This is a genomic window from Nicoliella spurrieriana (assembly GCF_023380205.1).
Classification (GTDB): domain Bacteria; phylum Bacillota; class Bacilli; order Lactobacillales; family Lactobacillaceae; genus Nicoliella; species Nicoliella spurrieriana.
In genome coordinates this window covers 1,440,196-1,460,180 of the sequence record NZ_CP093361.1, presented here as the reverse complement: position 1 = coordinate 1,460,180, position 19,985 = coordinate 1,440,196, and the positions used below count along the sequence as shown (strand labels likewise).

Annotated in this window: 19 protein-coding genes; 17 read left to right on the top strand and 2 right to left on the bottom strand. The window is 44.6% G+C overall.

Going from position 1 to position 19,985, the window contains the following annotated elements; genetic code table 11:
* Positions 1–43: 43 nt before the first annotated feature.
* The 5 genes from pheS to greA are packed head-to-tail and all read left to right on the top strand — an operon-like array spanning position 44 to position 5,871.
* The gene (pheS, locus tag MOO44_RS07355; protein ID WP_260116488.1) at positions 44–1,084 is read left to right on the top strand and encodes a phenylalanine--tRNA ligase subunit alpha; all 1,041 of its coding nucleotides are present in this window, start codon (positions 44–46) and stop codon (positions 1,082–1,084) included.
* A gap of 13 nt (positions 1,085–1,097) precedes the next feature.
* Entirely contained in the window at positions 1,098–3,512 is a 2,415-nt protein-coding gene (gene pheT / locus MOO44_RS07350; RefSeq protein WP_260116487.1) for a phenylalanine--tRNA ligase subunit beta, read from the top strand.
* Positions 3,513–3,548: 36 nt separating this feature from the next.
* Positions 3,549–4,679, top strand: coding sequence for an endolytic transglycosylase MltG (gene mltG, locus MOO44_RS07345; RefSeq protein WP_260116486.1), 1,131 nt, complete (start codon positions 3,549–3,551; stop codon positions 4,677–4,679).
* Positions 4,680–4,693: 14 nt separating this feature from the next.
* Complete coding sequence (gene udk, locus MOO44_RS07340) at positions 4,694–5,368, top strand: uridine kinase (protein WP_260116485.1); 675 nt, start codon at positions 4,694–4,696, stop codon at positions 5,366–5,368.
* 26 nt (positions 5,369–5,394) lie between these two features.
* On the top strand, positions 5,395–5,871 hold the full coding sequence (greA, locus tag MOO44_RS07335; RefSeq protein WP_260116484.1) for a transcription elongation factor GreA: 477 nt from the start codon (positions 5,395–5,397) through the stop codon (positions 5,869–5,871).
* A 53-nt stretch (positions 5,872–5,924) separates the two neighbouring features.
* On the opposite strand, the gene MOO44_RS07330 is transcribed toward greA, so the two are convergent.
* On the bottom strand, positions 5,925–8,543 hold the full coding sequence (locus tag MOO44_RS07330) for a YfhO family protein (RefSeq protein ID WP_260116483.1): 2,619 nt from the start codon (positions 8,541–8,543) through the stop codon (positions 5,925–5,927).
* 122 nt (positions 8,544–8,665) lie between these two features.
* On the opposite strand from MOO44_RS07330, the gene MOO44_RS07325 reads away from it, so the two are divergent.
* From MOO44_RS07325 to MOO44_RS07295, 7 genes are all read left to right on the top strand, one after another.
* On the top strand, positions 8,666–10,729 hold the full coding sequence (locus tag MOO44_RS07325; protein WP_260116482.1) for a peptidoglycan D,D-transpeptidase FtsI family protein: 2,064 nt from the start codon (positions 8,666–8,668) through the stop codon (positions 10,727–10,729).
* A 128-nt stretch (positions 10,730–10,857) separates the two neighbouring features.
* Positions 10,858–11,007 (top strand): 50S ribosomal protein L33, encoded by a 150-nt coding sequence (gene rpmG / locus MOO44_RS07320; RefSeq protein ID WP_219054531.1) that lies wholly within the window; start codon positions 10,858–10,860, stop codon positions 11,005–11,007.
* Between the two features lie 46 nt (positions 11,008–11,053).
* Positions 11,054–11,578 carry a 5-formyltetrahydrofolate cyclo-ligase gene (locus MOO44_RS07315; protein WP_260116481.1) on the top strand — a complete coding sequence of 175 codons (525 nt, stop codon included), beginning with the start codon at positions 11,054–11,056 and terminating at the stop codon, positions 11,576–11,578.
* 75 nt (positions 11,579–11,653) lie between these two features.
* Positions 11,654–12,268, top strand: coding sequence for a rhomboid family intramembrane serine protease (locus MOO44_RS07310; protein WP_260117327.1), 615 nt, complete (start codon positions 11,654–11,656; stop codon positions 12,266–12,268).
* A 36-nt stretch (positions 12,269–12,304) separates the two neighbouring features.
* Positions 12,305–12,532, top strand: a complete 228-nt coding sequence (locus MOO44_RS07305; RefSeq protein WP_260116480.1) for a YqgQ family protein — start codon at positions 12,305–12,307, stop codon at positions 12,530–12,532.
* 2 nt (positions 12,533–12,534) lie between these two features.
* A complete protein-coding gene (locus MOO44_RS07300; protein ID WP_260116479.1) occupies positions 12,535–13,512 on the top strand; it encodes an ROK family glucokinase in 978 nt (325 codons plus the stop codon).
* A 26-nt stretch (positions 13,513–13,538) separates the two neighbouring features.
* Entirely contained in the window at positions 13,539–13,925 is a 387-nt protein-coding gene (locus tag MOO44_RS07295; protein WP_260116478.1) for a rhodanese-like domain-containing protein, read from the top strand.
* Between the two features lie 29 nt (positions 13,926–13,954).
* Here the strand turns inward: MOO44_RS07295 and MOO44_RS07290 are convergent, their stop codons facing one another.
* Entirely contained in the window at positions 13,955–14,131 is a 177-nt protein-coding gene (locus tag MOO44_RS07290; protein ID WP_260116477.1) for a DUF3042 family protein, read from the bottom strand.
* Positions 14,132–14,245: 114 nt separating this feature from the next.
* Here MOO44_RS07290 and MOO44_RS07285 point away from each other — a divergent pair, with 114 nt between their 5' ends.
* The 5 genes from MOO44_RS07285 to MOO44_RS07265 all read left to right on the top strand — a co-directional run bounded on the left by MOO44_RS07285 (position 14,246) and on the right by MOO44_RS07265 (position 19,794).
* Positions 14,246–14,980, top strand: coding sequence for a glycerophosphodiester phosphodiesterase family protein (locus MOO44_RS07285; RefSeq protein ID WP_260116476.1), 735 nt, complete (start codon positions 14,246–14,248; stop codon positions 14,978–14,980).
* A gap of 2 nt (positions 14,981–14,982) precedes the next feature.
* Positions 14,983–15,897: a tRNA (adenosine(37)-N6)-dimethylallyltransferase MiaA gene (gene miaA / locus MOO44_RS07280; RefSeq protein ID WP_260116475.1), complete on the top strand. Its 915-nt coding sequence runs from the start codon at positions 14,983–14,985 to the stop codon at positions 15,895–15,897.
* 90 nt (positions 15,898–15,987) lie between these two features.
* The gene (locus tag MOO44_RS07275; protein ID WP_260116474.1) at positions 15,988–16,368 is read left to right on the top strand and encodes a MerR family transcriptional regulator; all 381 of its coding nucleotides are present in this window, start codon (positions 15,988–15,990) and stop codon (positions 16,366–16,368) included.
* Positions 16,369–16,400: 32 nt separating this feature from the next.
* Entirely contained in the window at positions 16,401–17,744 is a 1,344-nt protein-coding gene (gene glnA / locus MOO44_RS07270; RefSeq protein WP_260116473.1) for a type I glutamate--ammonia ligase, read from the top strand.
* 145 nt (positions 17,745–17,889) lie between these two features.
* Positions 17,890–19,794: a hypothetical protein gene (locus MOO44_RS07265; RefSeq protein WP_260116472.1), complete on the top strand. Its 1,905-nt coding sequence runs from the start codon at positions 17,890–17,892 to the stop codon at positions 19,792–19,794.
* Positions 19,795–19,985 lie beyond the last annotated feature (191 nt).

Here is a 19,985-nt window from a genome sequence, read left to right as displayed (position 1 = left end):
AATGGAGCTTTTTTTGTGGACTTTTTAAGGAGGAAGAAACAACATGGGTTTAAAAGATGAACTAAGCCGGATTCATGATGACGGATTAGCCGCCATTAAGAATGCGACTGATATTAAATCAATTCGTGAAAACATTAGGGTCAAATTACTGGGGAAGAAGGGTCCCATTACCCAAGCCTTGCGGGGAATTAAGGACCTAGCAGTTCAAGATCGCCCTAAGGTAGGGAGTTATGCTAACAAGGTCCGTGATGATTTACAAGCGGCTTTGGATGCTAAAATTGCTGATTTGGAGAACAAAAAGTTAAATCAACAATTAGCTGCAGAAAAAATTGACGTGACCCTTCCAGGGACCCCGGTTGCCAAGGGGCATCCCCACGTCATTCAATCGATCATTGATGAAATTACCGACTTATTTTTAGGGATGGGCTACGAAGTCTTGAGCGGTCCAGAAGTGGAAGAAGATAAGTATAACTTCGAAATGATGAACCTCCCTAAGAACCATCCCGCTCGTGATATGCAAGACACGTTCTACATTACCGATGAAATCTTAATGCGGACTCAGACCTCACCAATGCAGGCCAGAACGCTAGAAAAGCATGACTTTACCAAGGGCCCGCTTAAGATGATCTCACCCGGGGTCGTTTATCGGCGGGATACCGATGACCCTACCCATTCCCATCAATTCCACCAAGTCGAGGGGATGGTGGTTTCTGAAACCATTACCATGAGTGATTTAAAGGGAACGCTAGAACTATTGACCCACGAACTATTTGGCAATAAGTTCAACGTTCGCCTTAGACCTAGTTACTTCCCATTTACCGAACCATCCGTCGAAGCTGATATTACCTGCTTTAACTGTATGGGGAAGGGTTGTAGCGTTTGTAAGGGGAGCGGCTGGATCGAAGTCTTAGGAGCAGGAATGGTCCATCCGAACGTCTTGAGAAATGCGGGGGTCGATCCTGATAAATACACCGGCTTTGCATTTGGGCTTGGCCCAGACCGGTTAGCAATGCTGAAGTACGGAGTTTCAGATATTCGAGACTTCTACTTAGATGATGTTCGGTTCCTATCTCAATTTAACTAGGAGGGTATAAAAGATGCTTGTTTCTTACAAATGGCTAAAGGAATACCTGGATCTCGACGTTCCAGCCACCGAATTAGCTGAAAAAATCGAAAGAACCGCCGTTGAAGTGGACGGCGTATTCAGACCGGAAGCCGGTCTAAAGAAAATTGTGGTTGGTGACATCCTATCAATGGAAAACCATCCTGATTCTGATCATTTGCACGTGTGTCAAGTGGATATCGGTGAAGATGAACCAGTGCAGATTGTCTGTGGAGCGCCAAACGTCCAAGCTGGCAAGAAGGTGATCGTTGCCGAAAGCGGGGCGCGAGTGGCTGATAATCAAAAAATTAAGCGTAGTAAGATGCGCGGCGTTGTTTCAAACGGGATGATTTGTGGATTAGATGAAATCGGCATCGATAAGAACGTTGTGCCAAAGGAATGGGCCGATGGAATCTACTTCCTGCCGGATGATGCCAAGCCTGGCGATGCTGTTTATTCATACTTAGGGATGGATGATGATTTAATCGATTTGGACGTGACGCCAAACCGAGGGGACATGCTAAGTATTTACGGGACCGCCCATGAATTAGCAGCAATTTACGACCTCCCATTAATGTTGGACCACCCTGCATTGGATGAGACCGGGGAGCAAAACGCTGCCGACTTAATTCAAGCTACCGCTGATCCAAAGGTCGCACCTAATTTTAACCTGCGGGTGTTGACTAACGTGAAGGTCCAAAGCAGTCCCCTTTGGATGCAGATTAGACTCTGGAATGCCGGAATCAAACCAATTAACAACGTAGTGGACGCCACTAACTACATTATGTGGAAGTACGGCCAACCAATGCACGCCTATGATTACGATCAATTAGCCGGGCATGAATTAGTGGTTCGGCAAGCAAACGATGGCGAACAACTAAAGACGCTCAATGAAAACGACAATGAGTTAGTTGCGGATGACATCGTAGTTGCTGATGCTGACAAACCAGTTGCATTAGCCGGAGTAATGGGTGGCTTTGCTAGTCAAGTGACTGAAAACACCACGACCATCGTGTTAGAAAGCGCAACCTTTGATTCCGTGAAGGTTAGAAAGACGGCGCAACGCCATTTGATCCACACCGATGCCTCCCAACGCTTTGAACGGGGGGTTGACCACGCAAGCGTCCGTGAAGCCCTCGATGCAGCGGCTGAATTGATTAGTAATGATCACCATGCAACGGTTCAAAAGGGAATCGTGACCGCTAGTGATGACCATGCCAAACCTAGCGTAGTGCAGACCACTGCAGAACGCATCAATGCGGTCTTAGGAACTAATCTATCAGCCACTCAAATTAGTTCGATTTTTGAACGCCTTGGTTTTGAAGTGCAAAATGACGATGGTGCCTTTACGGTCACCGTACCGGTCAGAAGATGGGACATTCACATCCCAGCAGATCTGTTCGAAGAAGTCGCACGGATTTACGGTTATGACAACATCCCAAGTACGTTACCAGTGAGTCAAACCACCGTGGGTCGTTTGACTGCAAAACAAACGTTGATTCGAAAGACGCGGGATGTATTAGAGGGCGCTGGCTTAACGCACGCCATTTCATACGCGCTCACGTCTGCTGATAAGGCCGCTTCGTTCATGATGCGCCCCAGTGCACCAACGAACCTGAGTTTTCCAATGAGTAGCGACCATACGACGCTGCGGATGAACCTATTGAGTGGCTTGCTAACTGACATTGCTTATAACCAAGCGCGTAGTGTTCACGATGTTGCATTATACGAACAGGGACGGGTATTCTACAAGGACAGTGCTGACCAAGCGCGTCCAGCTGAAATTGAACACGTGGCCGGTGCAATTACCGGTTCATTAGTCGACAAGGCTTGGAATCACGACCCTGCCCCAACTGATTTCTATCAAATTAAGGGGATTGCCGAGTTATTATTGAAGGAACTAAACGTGGCTGGTGACATTGAATACCGGGCCACTGATCAATATCCTGATATGCACCCGGGACGGACTGCTGATGTTTATGTGCATGGGCACTTAGTCGGATTTGTGGGCCAAATTCACCCGAGCGTTGCTAAGCAATACAAGATCAAAGCGACTTATGGATTTGAATTTGACCTTCAAAAACTAATTGACATGCCAAAACAAGAACAACAATCTCACACGATTTCTAAGTACCCATCGGTCAGTCGTGATATCGCAATGTTAGTTGATCAATCAGTTACCAACCATCAATTGGTGGAAGTAATCAAAAAACGTGGTGGTGCATATTTGACCGATATCCACCTCTTTGATATTTTCGAAGGGCATGGCATTCCAGCCGGCAAAAAGTCGATTGCATATTCACTTACCTATCAAAATAAGCATGATACAATGGTTGATGATGATGTTAACAAGGCTTTTGATAAGGTTAAAAAGGCACTTCAAGATGAATTTAACGTTACGATTCGTTAGATGCCGGACGACCAATATAGACTGGGGGCGTAGTCAGTGAGTGAGCATCAATCTGATTCAAATCAAGATTCACAAGCACCCGCTAAATTTGGGCGCAAAATTATTTTGTGGATTGCCTCGATTTTGATTATCCTATTTATATCAATCGTGTTTTTGGGGCATAACTATGTGAAGACCTCGTTAAAACCGTTGAACCCTAGTGATCATCAAACGACCGAGGTGAACATTCCGATGGGCGCTTCTGATAAAAAGATCGGCTCAATCTTACAAGACCAAGGAATCGTCAAAAGTGGAATTGTCTTTAACTACTACGTTAAGGCCCATAACATCACGAACTTTCGGTCTGGGTACTACGAATTTGCACCTTCGATGGGGCTAAATCAAATTGCAAAGCTCTTGCAAAAGGGTGGCGCTGCAGAATCACTACGGGCGTTGCGCGGTCGGGTCGTGGTTCGTGAGGGCGCTAATATTTCAGCGGTTGCTGATATGGTAGCCCAACGAACGAATTACAGCCGGCAGGAATTTTTAGCCCTAATGAATGATCAAAAGTTCATCGACCAATTGGCTAAACAGTATCCAGAGTTGTTGAAATCAGCAACGAAGGCCAAGGACGTTCGGTACCGCCTGGAAGGGTATTTATTCCCGGCGACCTATAGTGCAAATGGGACCAAGAACCTAAAACAATTGGTCGAACAGATGGTTGCAAAGACCAACACCGAATTAAAGCCCTACTATCGTCAAATTAAGAAAAATAAGCTGACCGTTCAACAGGTCTTAACGGTAGCATCGTTAGTTCAAGGGGAGAACGTTAACGCTAAAAACGGTGCAATTATTGCCGGGGTCCTTTATAATAAATTAAACGCGGGATTGACCCTGGATGCCACTGCTGCGGTCGCCTATGCATCTAATAACTACCTGCAAAAGTTGACCAAGCAAGACTACCGGGTCAAATCAGCTTATAATCTAGCAATCCACCATGGATACGGCCCCGGGCCAGTCAACAACCCTAGCCTAACGTTCATTCAAGCAGCGTTAAATCCAAAGGAGCGCTCCAAGGGCTATCTATATTATTTGAACGACACCAGTAATAAACGCGTCTTTTATTCGCAAGACCAAATTAGTTCACTGAAGAGTATTAGTAAAGGGACTACCAAGCAAGCAGACTAGGGGAGATTGATACTATGACAGAAAAAAGAAAACGACCGGTTGTAATTGGGGTTACTGGTGGTTCTGGAAGTGGGAAGACCACTGTTAGTCGTGCCATCTTTAACCACCTGTTGGGCAATTCACTAATGATTTTGCAACAAGACGCTTACTACAAAGACCAATCACACAAGACAATGGCACAACGGGAATTGACCAACTACGATCACCCGTTAGCTTTTGATACGGACCTATTGATCGAACAAATCAATCAGCTGTTGGATTACCAAGCGATTGAAAAGCCCGTTTATGATTATACCCGCCTAACTAGAAGTAAGGAGACGGTCCACCAAGATCCGATGGATGTGATTATCCTAGAGGGAATTTTGGTCTTAGACGATAAGCGGTTACGGGATTTAATGGATATTAAGGTCTTCGTTGATACCGATGATGATATTCGCCTGATCAGAAGAATTAGACGGGATACCCAAGAACGGGGCCGGACCGTTGATGAAGTGATCCAACAATATTTGGATACGGTCAGACCCATGTACCATGAATTTATCGAACCCACTAAGCGGAATGCTGATATTATCATTCCAGAAGGTGGGAAGAACGAGGTCGCAATTGACCTGTTGACCACTAAGATTAAGTCGATTTTAATTCAACACGGTGACCATCGCGTTGAAAATAATATTGATACATCGATTTAAAAAATTAATTTGAAGGGATGATTTAAATGCCAGCTGATGAAAAATTTCCAATGACTGCTGAAGGAAAACAAAACCTAGAAAAAGAATTAGAAGACTTGCGGTTGAACCAACGACCAAAGATTATTGAAAGAATTAAGATTGCCCGGAGTTACGGTGATTTATCCGAAAATTCAGAATACGAATCCGCCAAGAACGAACAAAGTATGCTCGAAGGCCGGATCGCTACGATCGAACACATGCTGCAATACGCAGAAGTGGTCGATAATGCCGATACTGATTCAGACATCGTGAACGTGGGGAAAAAGGTAACCTTTGTCGAACAACCCGATGGTGATCCTGAAACCTACCAAATCGTGGGGGCTGCCGAAGCAGATCCATTGGAAGGTAAGATTTCCAACGACTCGCCAATTGCCAAGGGCCTATTGGGTAATAAGGTCAACGACGTTGTTACGATTCAAATTCCTGCTGGAAACATGATCGTAAAAATTACTAATGTTGAATAATTAATTGCAAATTTAAAAGCCGCACTCAGCTAGTTGCTGAATGCGGCTTTTAATTATGCTCGTTTATGGCGGCGTTTAACGAGGTAGTAACCACCAATGATTAAAATCGTCGTTCCGGTAATCAGGAGCCCCGGAGTCAACAGTGGTGGCCAGTAGTATAATTTAAAGTGGTACTTACCGGGGGTCAAATCAGCCCCAATGAACATGTCGGACCATTTCTTGATTGGATGGGTCTTTCCGTTAATCAAGAGGTGCCAGCCCTTAGAATATGGCACCGTAGTCGTCAATGCCTGGTGGTTTTTAATGTTGATGCGTCCCTGCAGTTTAGCACTATTGAAATTGTTAATCGTTGCTGATTGAGACTGTAAGTGCTTCACTTGCGATGCGAACCGTTGGTTATGAAATTGGTACAGTGTGAAGTTCTGCAATAGTAAGCTTGATTTTGTTAATTCGATGTTGATTGTGATGGGTTTGCCCTTGTCCTTAGAAGCAACGTTTGTAATGACGGTATTGCGGTAGGTCGGATATTGATCCAATGGAAAGCCGTTCTTGTAAATTTTAACGTTTTGGCTGTCCTGGGAACTCCCTAAGTTGATGGCGCTCCCCAGCGTTAGGTAGTACGAATCGTTAGTCTTAGGTGTAAACGTCAACATCATGTTTGCGGGCTTTAATAGGTTCTTGCGTTGGAGAAAGGCGCCGGTCAGGTTATTTTGGCGGGGAAGGTTCTTAAAGGTCGAACTATCAAAATTGATGGCAGTAAACCACCTCCGGTCAGTAGATTGCCCTAACAATTGGTTAAAGATATCGGATTGATAGCGGATCGGATCAGTAGCGGTAATTGGTTTGAAAATTTGATTACTGCTGGCAAAGGCAATTGGAAGGGTGAATGGGTTTTGGTAGGTTTGAACGTGATTTCGCTCATTCAATTGCTGATAGCGGTTTAAATCCGGCTTGCTGGTGAGCGCCTGAAGGTATTGGTTAGGGTTGGGATTATTAGCATTGAGCCAATACTTCATTGATAACAGTGAATCGGATAGCATGGTTCCGTTCGAATACTCGGTGAAGCCGTCCCCATCTGGTTGACCGATATTTTCGAAGAACTTAGGGGTCGCCGTTTCAAACGTTGATGAGAAGTGGTCACCGCCATTGTAGCTAGCTTCAAATGGATCGTCCTTAGTGCGGTAGAAGGTCTTACCGATGCGGTAAAACGAAGAATCACTAGCTTGGATGCGTTCAACGGGCTCCTTTAGATTTTGGGTGTAGTTCACGTAGTTAGGATTGGTCACGTATGAAATATTGTTTAAGGAGCTAAAGACGTTATAACTCATCTCACCGCAGACCAGAATCAAAATCGCGATGGCCGAATACTGGGTGTTACGAACCCAAAAGACCAACAGGATGGCCGCGACCATTAAAATTAGGCCGATTGAAACATTTTCGACCGTTAGAAAATTACTGAAGCGCTTGATGTTTAAGGTGATCAGCATGGCACCACTCGCTAAGATCGCAATGGTGACAATCTTCATCCACTCCCGTAATGAATCAAGCTGGTTGAAGGCGTGGTTGCCAATCCAAATAATCCAAAAACAAGCGATGAACGAAAACCGGTATGGATACCAAATCGGAAACTGCATTGCGTGCCAGAATAAGTCGAGTGGCTTTAGCATCATTGAAGCGGCCAGCAATGCCGTGACTAGCGCTGCCGCAATTCTTTGGCGCGGCCTAAATTTAGGAATCAAGAAGAAGGCCGTAAAGGTGATCAAAGCAACGCTCCCCACGAATAGATTCGGGGTTCCGTTAGGCATTTGATCGAAGTTAAAGCTACCGTTAAAGAACTTTGCAAGCATTTTGTACGGTTGATACTCAAATTGCCATTTGACCTTGGTCACGGTGTAAGTAGCTTTGCTGACCAACAGGGCTGCAAACGTCGGTAATAAAATGAACGCTGCTAACCCACCTGCCAGAAGCGAGCTTCCCGCATACCGGACCGTATTGCTCAGCAATTGACGCTTTGAGCGGTACTGGGTAGTGGCATAGTAGGCAAAGTAGATGACCGAAAAAATACAGACCATGTATGCCATGTAGTAGTTAATAAATAGCATCATCGCTAAACTGATCAAATAGGTCCTAATCCGGCCGGTATCCACCAACCGTTCGATTCCCAATACGACTAACGGGAGCATGTACATGGCATCTAACCAGATTAAGTTCAACTGGTTAGCGATGATCCAGCCGTTCAGCGCATACATCGTTGCCCATGCTGGAATCAATGCTAGGTTCGTTTTGGTGCGTTTGAAGAGGAGGTACCCAAAGCTTAATCCGGCGAGCCCATACTTTATTAGGGTCATGATCAAGATGCCACTAGCGAGGCTTCTTAGGGGAAATAATAATAAAATTAAGTTAATCGGACTAGTTAGGTAGTATGCCCATAGGCCGATCATTTCGCCCCCGAGCGCCTTGGAAAAGGAGTAAAAAATACTGCTGGGATCACTGGTGATGGCGTGTTTGAAATAGGCATAGAAGTCAACGTATTGCTGCCCCATATCGACGGTCAAGATACTTTGACTACCGAAGGGGGCCATGTTGCGATAAGCGAAGTAACATGCCATAATAACAAATGGCAATAAAAAACTGAGTGATAAAAACCAGTTCGATTTTAAAAAGCGTTTCATTAGTTTCGCACCTCAAATAAAAATAGATTAAAAAAGCAATAATTTTATTGTACATTCATTCGAAAGTAAATAAAATATCATTATGGGAATAATTATGAAATGCGTAAGGGGATTTAATTATTTTGAATAATTTTTTAAAGGGCCTATTTGGCCGTCGCAAGGATAAGGGCGGCTCCAAGATTTCATTTCGGTTAAACTTTATCTTCGTTATCGTGGGGATCTTGTTTGCGGCACTTATCGCTAAGTTAGCATATTTACAGGTTATCGACGGAAACCAGTATAAGGCGGAAGTGAACCGTTCTGATACCACGATTAAGACTGATAACGTGCAACGGGGGATGATCTATGATTCTACCGGGAAGGTATTGGTTGGTAATAACACCCACCGCGCAATTACATACACTAAGGGACTAAACGTGTTACCATCCAAGATGTATGAAATTGCTAATGCATTGAGTCAATACGTGACGGTGCCGACCGATACGTTGACCAAGCGCCAGATGGCAAACTACTACGTTGCTAGTCCCACCAATGCTGAAAAAATTAGGCAGAAGTTAAATGGGAACTACACGACGGCGAACGTGTCTGAAAAAGAAGTCGATTATGTAATGAAGCACGTTGACTTAAATAATAGCATGAAGGTCCCAGCAACCATCTATACCAAAATGAATGGGGCCTACCAGCTTTCTACGACCTATATTAAGACCAATAATGTTTCTAGTAAGGAAGTTGCAGAAGTCGGCGAACATCTTTCTGAAATGCCCGGGATTCAGATTGGGACTAGTTGGTCACGTGATTATCCACAGGGGGGTGCCATCAAGAGTATCATCGGGACGGTTTCCTCTGAAAAAATTGGGTTGCCTAGTGACCGGGTCAACGAGTTACTATCGCAAGGGTACTCCAGAAACGATAGTGTTGGACAGAGTTACCTGGAACAAGAATACGAACCGACATTAAAGGGGACCAAGGCGCAGACCCAGGTGGTAGTGACCCGCGGGACCAGCGTGACGAAGGAAATTAAAAAGTACGGTGGTCAAAAGGGGGATAACCTCCAATTAACAATTAACGATAAGTTCCAAAACAAGCTCCAAAGTTTGGTTGAAAATGCTGAAAGCGGAAGCGTCGGGAATTCGACCGGGGCCTATGCTGTGGTTATGAATCCACATACTGGTGCAATTATTGGGATGGCCGGGGTAAATCGGAATCCAAAGACCGGTAAATTGACCGCCAACGAATTAGGAGCCATCAATAACTCAATTGTTATGGGGTCCGTAGTCAAGGGGGCCACCGTATCAGGGGCCCTCATGGATGGAGTCATTACCCCTACCAATGATATTTTAACTGAAAAGCCAATTATTGCTGGTGGGACCAAGAAGACTTCTTGGTTCAATAAGAACGGGTCCGCAAATATGAATATCGATGCCTCGACCGCACTGGAAGTTTCATCTAATTCCTATATGATGCAATTAGCCATGAAGGAAGCGAAGTTCAATTACGTTGAGGGCGGACCGTTGAATATGAATCCAAACGTCTTTAACATCATGCGTGGTTACTTCAATCAGTTCGGATTAGGGGTCAAGACTGGAATCGATATTCCAGGTGAATCTGCCGGGATCCAAGGACCTGGTGGAGCCGCAAACATTGGCCATGCGTTGGACCTTTCATTTGGGAACTACGATGCCTACACGACCCTGCAGGTGGCACAATACATGTCGACGATTGCAAACGGTGGATATCGATTGCAGCCACACGTTCTGCAATCAATTCGTGGCACTAGTGCGAATGGAAAACTTGGGCGGGTCAAGTACTCATTTGAACCGAACGTGTTGAATGAAATTAATATGACCCAGGCACAAAAGAAAGTTGTTACCGATGGATTGTACGACGTGGTTCACGGAACCAATCAGTATAAGACGGGGATCAACTTAAATACGATTAGTCCGTCCGTTTCAGCTAAGACGGGGACTGCCCAGACTTACTACGGTGGTCGGAAGGGGACTGAAACCGTTACTTTGAGTTTGGCATCGTATGCGCCATCCTCTGATCCACAGGTGGTGGTGGCATTAGCAATTCCGAACCTACCGGTCGATGCTGAAGATAATAACACCAATCTGGCTAAACAAATTTATGCCGCGTACTGGAAGTACGTTCAATCGACCTCGACCGTCAGCAGCAGTAATAATTAAGTGTTAAGTAATTTTCCTTAACAATCTTTCTTAAATCACTAGCAAAGTGCCGCAAAAAATGATAAAATGATTTAGTCAATAGTTGTTAAACTCAATTAAAAAACTAATTAATGTTTGGGGGGATAATAATGCGCGTACACATTACCTTAGAATGTACTGAATGTCACGAACGTAACTACTTATCTAGCAAGAACCGTCGGAACAACCCCGATCGTCTAGAATTAAAGAAGTATTGTCCACGTGACCGTAAAGTTACTTTACACCGTGAAACCAAATAAGGCTTGGGGGTTAACCCAAACCTTTTTTGTTATGTAGGAAATTAAAATGAATAAAAAAGCGTTACGAAGTCGCATCATTAGGGCTTTAAAACAAACACAATCTATAGATCAAAATTTGTATCAAAAGTTATTTGAACATCCCGATTGGCAAACTGCCAAGACGGTCGCGGTAACCCTAAGCGCGCCCATTGAGCTAGATACGGCCCCCATTATTGACCGGGCATTAAGCCAGGGCAAGCGGGTGGTGGTGCCAAGAACGTTACCGGACTTTCAAATGGAGTTCGTGGCCTATGACCACACGACCCCGTTGTTTCAAACCGCTTTTGGCATCATGGAGCCAAAGGGCGGTTCGGTAATTGCAAAGCCAGAGATTGACTTGATTATCGTCCCCGGATTAGCGTTTGCCAGTCGAACCCACGATCGGCTAGGCTTTGGCGGTGGCTTTTATGATCGCTACCTAGCTGATTATCAGGGGCACACGATTAGCCTGGCGCGTGGTCCGCAGTTATTTGAAACACCGAATTGGGATGTGAATCAATTTGATATTAAGATTCAAACAATTATTAGCTAACGGGGTGCATTTTTGAAGAATAAATTAATTCAGCTTCATTCACGACCGTTCGTTACGTATACCTTATTAGCCATCATGGTGGCCGTTTTTTTAATTATGACTGTCGATGGTGGTACAAGTAGCGTTGCTAACCTGGTCCGCTTCGGTGCCAAGTATAATCCGTTGATTATTGAAGGGCAGCTCTGGCGGTTAGTAACGCCGTTGTTCATTCACTTGAGCGTTACCCATATCCTGTTCAATGGGATTACATTGTATTACATGGGGACTCAATTGGAGGCATTGTTCGGTCACGGACGGTTCGTATTAATTTTCTTTATTTCAGGAATTGTTGGTAATTTAGCTAGTTTTGCATTTAGTGATGATATTTCTGCTGGTGCTAGTACCGCAATCTTCGGCCTGTTTGGGGCCTTTATGATGATTGGGGAAACATTTTGGGAAAATCCAGTCGTCAAGCAGATGACGAAGACGTTTGTCTTTTTCATCATCTTGAACCTCGGGTTCGACCTATTTGCATCCAGTATTGATATCGCAGGGCATATCGGTGGCCTAGTAGGTGGGTTCCTATCCGCCTATTTTGTTGGTTTACCAAGAAAGCGCTTTATTTCATTACCTAAGCAAATTTTAGCAACCATCACACTAGTGATCATCGCCCTTGCCTTATTCTATATTGGATTTGTTGGCAAGTACTAAAATTATTTAGTGCATTTTACTTTAGGATGTGGGACAATGAAAACGTTGTATGATGTTCAACAATTACTAAAACAATTTGGAATTTATGTTTACGTTGGCAAACGACTATGGGATATCGAAGTAATGGCCCTTGAATTGGATCATCTACACGAAGCCCACGTCATTTCTAACGAAGCTTTTATCAATGCAAAATTAGTTCTTAATCACGAACACCGGATTGAAGAACAAAAAGAAGCCAAGAAACACGATTTAGGAGGAATTTAGTAATGGCAGCAAATAAGTTAATTGGAATTGATTTAGGTGGAACCACCACCAAGATGGCCTTCTTGACCACTGACGGTCAAATCCTAGAAAAGTGGCAAATTACCACTGATATTAGTGAAAACGGGAGCCACATCGTCCCTAATATCATTAAGTCGATTAATGAAACCATGGATAACGCAAACCACGTTAAAAGTGACTTCATCGGAATTGGGATGGGAACTCCCGGAACGGTGAACCGTGAAAAGGGGACCGTTACTGGTGCTTACAACCTTAACTGGACGACGCCCCAACCAATCAAGCAACAAATTGAAGAGGGCGTAGGCCTTCCATTTGTTGCCGATAACGATGCTAATTCCGCTTCATTAGGTGAAGCATGGCGTGGTGCCGGAAGCAAGGAAAAGGACGTGGTCTTTGTTACCCTTGGAACCGGTGTCGGTGGTGGAATCATCGTTGATGGTGAATTAGTTCATGGAATTAACGGTGCCGCTGGTGAAATTGGTCACATTACCGTAGTGCAAGGTGGATACCTATGTACTTGTGGTAAGCGTGGTTGTTTAGAACAATACGCTTCCGCTACTGGAATCGTCCACGTTGCAAAGGACCTTGCCGCTACCTTCACTGGGACTTCCCGCTTGAAGGAATTAGAAGATGCCCGTGAAGAAATTACTTCCAAGATTATTTTCTACCTTGCTGACAATGGTGACATTTTAGCAAACCAAGTGGTGGACCGGGTTTGTTCATACCTAGGGCTTGCACTTGGAAACATTGGAAATATCTTTAACCCAGGAAGTATCGTTATTGGTGGTGGGGTGTCTAACGCCGGAAACACGTTATTACAACCAACCACTAGATATTTCCAAGAAAATGCATTTAAGCCAGTTCGTGATTCGACCCGGATTCGCCTTGCCCAATTAGGAAACGATGCTGGGGTCATGGGTGCTGCTGAATTAGCTGATAAGGCATTTGGGGCAAGTAAATAATCTTTAATGAAGGGACTGGTTAAACCTTGTCGTTTTTAATTACAGTTCTGGTCATCGTGATCGTCTGGGGTGGTTGGCTCTTGTTCAATCGCTACCGACTCAATCAGGTTGCCACTTTAATTGACGAAAATCAATTTACCCAACTTAAGAGGCGGGCCCAAATCATTGACCTACGTGAAAAACGTGATTTTGATGCTGGTCACATCTTAGGGGCGCGGAGCGTTCCGTATTCCACATTAAAACAACTTTATGGTGATATTCGTTCAGATTTGCCAGTGATCCTATACGATCAGGGGCAAACCCTTAGTTCGCGTGCAGCGAGTTTTCTGCACAAAAAGGGTTATCCAACCATTTATGTTTTAAAGAGTGGTTATCGGAATTGGAATGGAAAGACCAAAAAAAGAGATGCTTAGTAGGACTAAGCACCTCTTTTATTTTGGGATTAACCTTGGTGGGCTGAACGGCTCTTTCGCAAAGCCCGCTTTCTGTTTTCTTCATACCGGTTTTCTTGGTCTTCGATTGGGTCAACGACCGTCTTCTTAAATGAAAATAGTGCACCTGCAGCACAACCAACAGTGGCAAATACACCGACCAAGAATCCCTTACCAAAATTACGCATAGTATCGCCTCCTCTTCAGATTAACTTTCCATTCTATTATGCTTTATTTATCCTTAATTTTCCAGTAAGATGGATAATAATTTGATAATCCAATTTAAAGGATGCTGTTAAATAATGAGAACCAAAATTTTTGCGCACCGTGGCGATAAGCACGATGCACCCGAAAATACACTGATTGCGTTCACCAAGGCAGTCGCATTAGGCGTCGATGGAATCGAAACCGATGTTCATTTGACCAAGGACGGGCACATGGTGATCATCCACGATGAAGATGTTGACCGCACGACCGACGGGCAGGGCTTGATTAAGGATTTAACGTTAGCGCAGCTTAAGCGCTTAAACGCTAATCAGACCCACCCGGAATTAGGGATCCAACGGATCTTGACGCTGGGTGAAATGGTCCAAGCCCTAAATGATCTGCACTTTACTGGTGATGTGAACTTAGAAATTAAGACCGACCACATTCACTACCCGGGCATTGAAGCGCTAGTAGCGGACTTTTTTGCTACCCACGCGCATTCCTTTAACGTTATCTACTCTAGCTTTAACCTACAGTCGACCCAGCAGATGCTCAAATTAGCGCCACAGACTGAAACCGCTGGCTTAATGATTTATCACTACCGGGCAATGAAGACCCTATTTAAAAACCGTCAGATTAAAATCTTCCACCCGGAAATTCGGTTATTAATGGTGCATCCCATCTTTAGTTTTCACCATTACTTTCGGCCCTGGACGGTAAATACGAAGTTTGAAATCGCATTTTGCCTGTACCACCGCTACGTGGGGTTGATTACCGATAATCCAGCGTTGGCACTTAAAATGCGCAATCATATTCAAGGGGGGAAATAACGTTGCAAAAAGTACTCGCAATCGTGGGACCGACTGCAGTCGGTAAAACGGCGCTGTCTATTCAACTCGCGCAACAATTTGATGGGGAAATTATTTCTGGGGACTCAATGCAGGTCTATCGCCACCTAGACATTGGAACGGCCAAGGTGACACCGACTGAAATGGCCGGGGTGCCCCACCACCTCATTAACATCCGTGACGTTGACGAACGCTATTCGGCCGCAAACTTTGTGACGGATGCGACCGGCCTGATTGACCAAATTAGCGCCCGCGGCCGGTTACCAATTATTGTTGGTGGGACCGGCTTTTATCTACAAGCGCTCCTGAATAACCTAACGCTTGGGGGCGATGATGAAGATCAACGGGTCCGCAAACAGCTCAATACCCAGGCAAAACGGGTCGGCAATCAGCAAATGTGGGAACACCTAAACCAAGTCGATCCCGCTGCTGCAGCGAATATCCCGGTCAACAACGTTCGGCGGGTCATTCGGGCCCTGGAAGTGTACCAAAAGACCGGCCACCGGTTTTCGGACCAACCACAATTAGCCACGCGACAATACGATGCCTGCTTAGTGGGGCTCAATGCCGAGCGCGCCTTAGTTTACGAACGGATTAACCACCGGGTCGATTTAATGATGGCGGCCGGATTATTGGATGAAGCGCGCTGGCTACTTGAACGTGGTGGGGATACGATTCCTGCTGGCAAGGGGATTGGCTACCGGGAACTGTTCCCGTACTTGACCGGGGCAATTGATCTACCGACCGCCGTTGCCAAAATCAAGCAGGACTCCAGACACTATGCGAAGCGGCAGTTGACCTGGTTCCGAAATAAAATGGATGTTCATTGGTTCAACCTTCTCCAGCATCCGACCGAATTAACAGCGGTCCAAAAAACCGTGACGGAGTGGCTTTACTAACAAAAAAGCAGCTTATGTTATAAAAACTAACATTAACGCTTGACGAAATTAAAAAACATGATATGATTATAGATGTTGGAGGGGAAGCTTATGAGCGAAAAGGAATTACGTCGTTCATTATCGGTGTTACCAATTGGGACCGTGATGAAATTGACCGACTTGACTGCAAGACAGATTCGATATTATGAAGAACAGGGGCTGGTATCACCCGAACGAAATGAGGGGAACCGCCGGATGTATTCTTTAAATGATATTGATCGCATCTTGGAGGTAAAGGATTTTTTAAGTGAAGGGTTAAACATTGCGGATATTCAAGCGGTATTGGCCAAGCGAGAAGCAAAGCGCAAACAGGAGCAAGCGACCTTAGCTAAATCGATTTCAGATGATGAGGCGCGGCGCTTACTTCAAGATGAGTTTTTGCATCTTGGTGGCCTATCCGATAACGACAATCCCTTTAACAATCCGATTTAAATTTGATATCCAATGTGAGGAGCGATTTATTTATGGCAACTAAACATGATTACACTAAAGACGACATTCGACAAATGGTAGAAAAAGAGCACGTTAATTTTCTTCGTTTGATGTTTACCGACCTATTTGGAACGGTAAAGAACGTTGAACTACCAATTAGTCAATTGGATGAACTATTGGACAATAAGATTATGTTTGATGGTTCTTCAATCGAAGGGTTCGTTAGAATCGAAGAAAGTGATATGTACCTCTTCCCAGATCTATCCACTTGGATGACATTCCCATGGAGCGAAGAACACGGCAAGATTGCCGGAGTGATTTGTTCCGTTAGAAAGCCAAATGGTGAATACTTCGAAGGTGACCCTAGAAATAACCTCATCCGAGTATTGAAGGATATGGAAAAGGCTGGCTTTACTTCATTCAACATTGGACCAGAACCAGAATTCTTCTTGTTCAAGATGGATGAAAATGGTAATCCGACTACTAAATTAAACGATTCCGGTAGTTACTTTGACCGTGCCCCAATGGACCAAGGGGAAGATTGCCGTCGTGAAATCGTGCTTACATTGGAAAAGATGGGCTTTGACGTTGAAGCTGCCCATCACGAAGTTGCCCCAGGTCAACACGAAGTTGACTTTAAATACGCAAACGCACTTGAAACCGCTGATAACATTCAAAACTTTAAGATCGTGGTTAAGACGATTGCTAAGCGCCATGGCTTATACGCTACCTTTATGCCAAAGCCACTAAGTGGAATTAATGGTTCAGGAATGCATATGAACATGTCATTATTCCATGACAAGGGGAATGCGTTCTACGATAAGAATGGTGAACTTGAATTATCTCAAGATGCTTACTACTTCTTAGGTGGATTATTGAAGCATGCGAAGGCCATTGCTGCCATTGGTGACCCTACTGTTAACTCATACAAGCGGTTGGTTCCAGGTTATGAAGCTCCCGTATACATTGCATGGTCAGCTTCTAACCGGTCACCATTAGTTCGGATTCCAGCAACCCGTGGCTTATCCACCCGGTTAGAACTACGGAGTGGTGACCCTACTGCAAACCCATACATGTTCATCGCCGTGTTGCTCGAATCCGGTTTGGATGGATTGAGAAACAAGCTCCAACCAATGCCTGAAACTAGCCGGAACATCTACAAGATGGATGCTGAAGAACGCAGCGAAAACGAAATTGAAAGCCTTCCAGAAACGTTGAAGGATGCCTTAAACGAACTCGCAAAGGATGACGTTGTTAAAAACGCCCTTGGCGAACGTCTATTAAAGGGCTTCAATACTGCTAAGCATCTTGAATACGATGCCTACAAGCTTCAAGTTTCAGAATGGGAACGGAAGCAATACATGGAACACTACTAAAATTAAATTGAATGAAAATAAAGAGCGGGATGTCCTTATTAATAGGGCGTTCCGCTTTTTTAGTCTCGAATTATTTACATCAATTCAATCATAATGTATTATAAGAAAGATAAGCGTTCTTTATAAAAATTTTAGAATTATGGATATGGAAGTTGATAACATGAACAATAGCGTTGTAAATACCATTACCGAAATCGCTAGCCAGGCAAGTATCAATCGCTCTGCAATGAGTGCCAGTGCTTCCCGCATCGTAAGTTTGAGCGATCAAATCGATCAGCATGCTAGCTCGGTCCAGTCATTGGTTCAACAATATCCCGATGACCCTCAACTTAATAGCCAAGCCAGTGCAGCGAGTGCATCATATCAGCAGGCATCTGAAATTATGACGACGATTAACCACCGGCTGCAAGTGGCAAGCACGGCATTTACGATGGTGCACGGGATCAATTATCAAGTCCAGGTGATTTTGGAAAATGATAAGCGCTTTTCAAGTGTTACCAAGTCGTATGCAGCGCTGGCCGCTTCCTATCGAGCTGATTTTAACAGTAATGTCGCCGGACTGTACCAAAGTCTGGCCGATTCAGCTGCGTCGATCGACCAACCCAATATGGATAGTTCATTAACTTCACTGATGGAGTTGACCAGTTCAGCAGCAGCTGAAATTTTAAATAACTGTAACGCCCTTAATCAAGCCTTTACCATGATTCAAAGCGCGAACGTTGAGGCGATGAATGCCTATTCACAGGCTAGCATGATGGCTGAACAACAGGTTAGTTTCAAGGCGCTTAATAGTCAAGCCATGCTTCGCAAACAACAGCTCCCGCAATTTAACGCATCGCTTAGTGCCGTGACCCAGCAAGCACAAAATGCGGTTGATGACTGTGTGGATGGTGCGCACCGCTTGGCATCAATGATTAACTATGCTAATGGCCGTGCGCAACAGCTGACCTTTGAAGCAGCTGAAATCCAAAGGCGGGCTAATCAGATTGCCGCCTTTGGGACGATGGAGCCCCAATCTTCAGTAGTTAGTTTGGCCGCCCAGCTAGCTTCTGAGGCTAGTGTCGCCAGTTCGACCGCCACTAGCTGTTCAACAATGATCAGTAATAATGACGAACTGGTGACGCCAGTCAAATCACTGCTTGAAAATAACCGGAACTTGGAACTGATCACGTCCCTCGCGGTCCAAAAGACTGATTCATATAATGCTGAGCTAGCCACCCGCTTTGCCCAGCAGGATTATAGTGGGGCGACCGCACTGGGTAAGCATGCTGACACTGCCGCTAGCATTGCAACGAGTGGGGCTAGCCATATGGCTGCCAATACCGATTCGATGGCAGCATTAATTCACGTGGCCAATCAGCGCCGCGCTGCGTTTGATGGTGGCGGGGCCATGATCAAGGCGAAATACGATGAGGTCAACGCAATTGGCAATTCATTAGCGAGCATGCATAGTGCAGCGAATCTAACTGATTTGATTCACCAGACTAACGTAAAGCTCAGTCGTTCACGGGCGGCAGCAAGCGCAGCCGCCGCCCGGTCGAAGGCAAGTCTACGGGCGGTGGTGAGTTCTGCGAATTTAGCATCCAGTCCAGCGGAAAATACGGCTAGTGTTGCCCAAGTAACGCCTGAGGGCCACCATGTTAAATCAACAGCAGCATCTTATGATGAGAAAACGTACAATCAACACCACTACGATGAGGATTACCAACGCGGCTTAGCTCAGGCGCAATCTGACCACTTGGTGCCCAAAAAGCCTAAATTTGATACGCGGGGTTACTTAGATGGGTATGTAAGCGCCTTTAATCAAAAACTGCTCTTGCACCCTAACCATTCATATAATCGTAAATCGGTGTACGTCTACCGCAAGGATGTTGATAATAAATCGAAGGTCGTTTTTTATGATTTAAAATTGAAACACTTAGGACGTTATCGCCATCAACTCCTCAAGTATTTCTTCGATCGTAAATCGACCCGGTTGTTTAAAGCATGTGCCTACGAAGTGAAATCAATCGTGGGAATTCTTACTAGAAATTATTTCAAGACTAATTAACTTAAAATCAATCCGCCTCCTTTGGAAGTGGATTTTATTTTGGTATAATGTTAATTACCTAAATAATCATGTTTATTGTTTATAACAAATAGTACCAACAGTGCTATACTTATATAGTAAGTGTAGTCTGAATAATTTAAGATTTTGCATCTGTAATTCTTAGATACCGATTATTAAAACCATGTTAATTC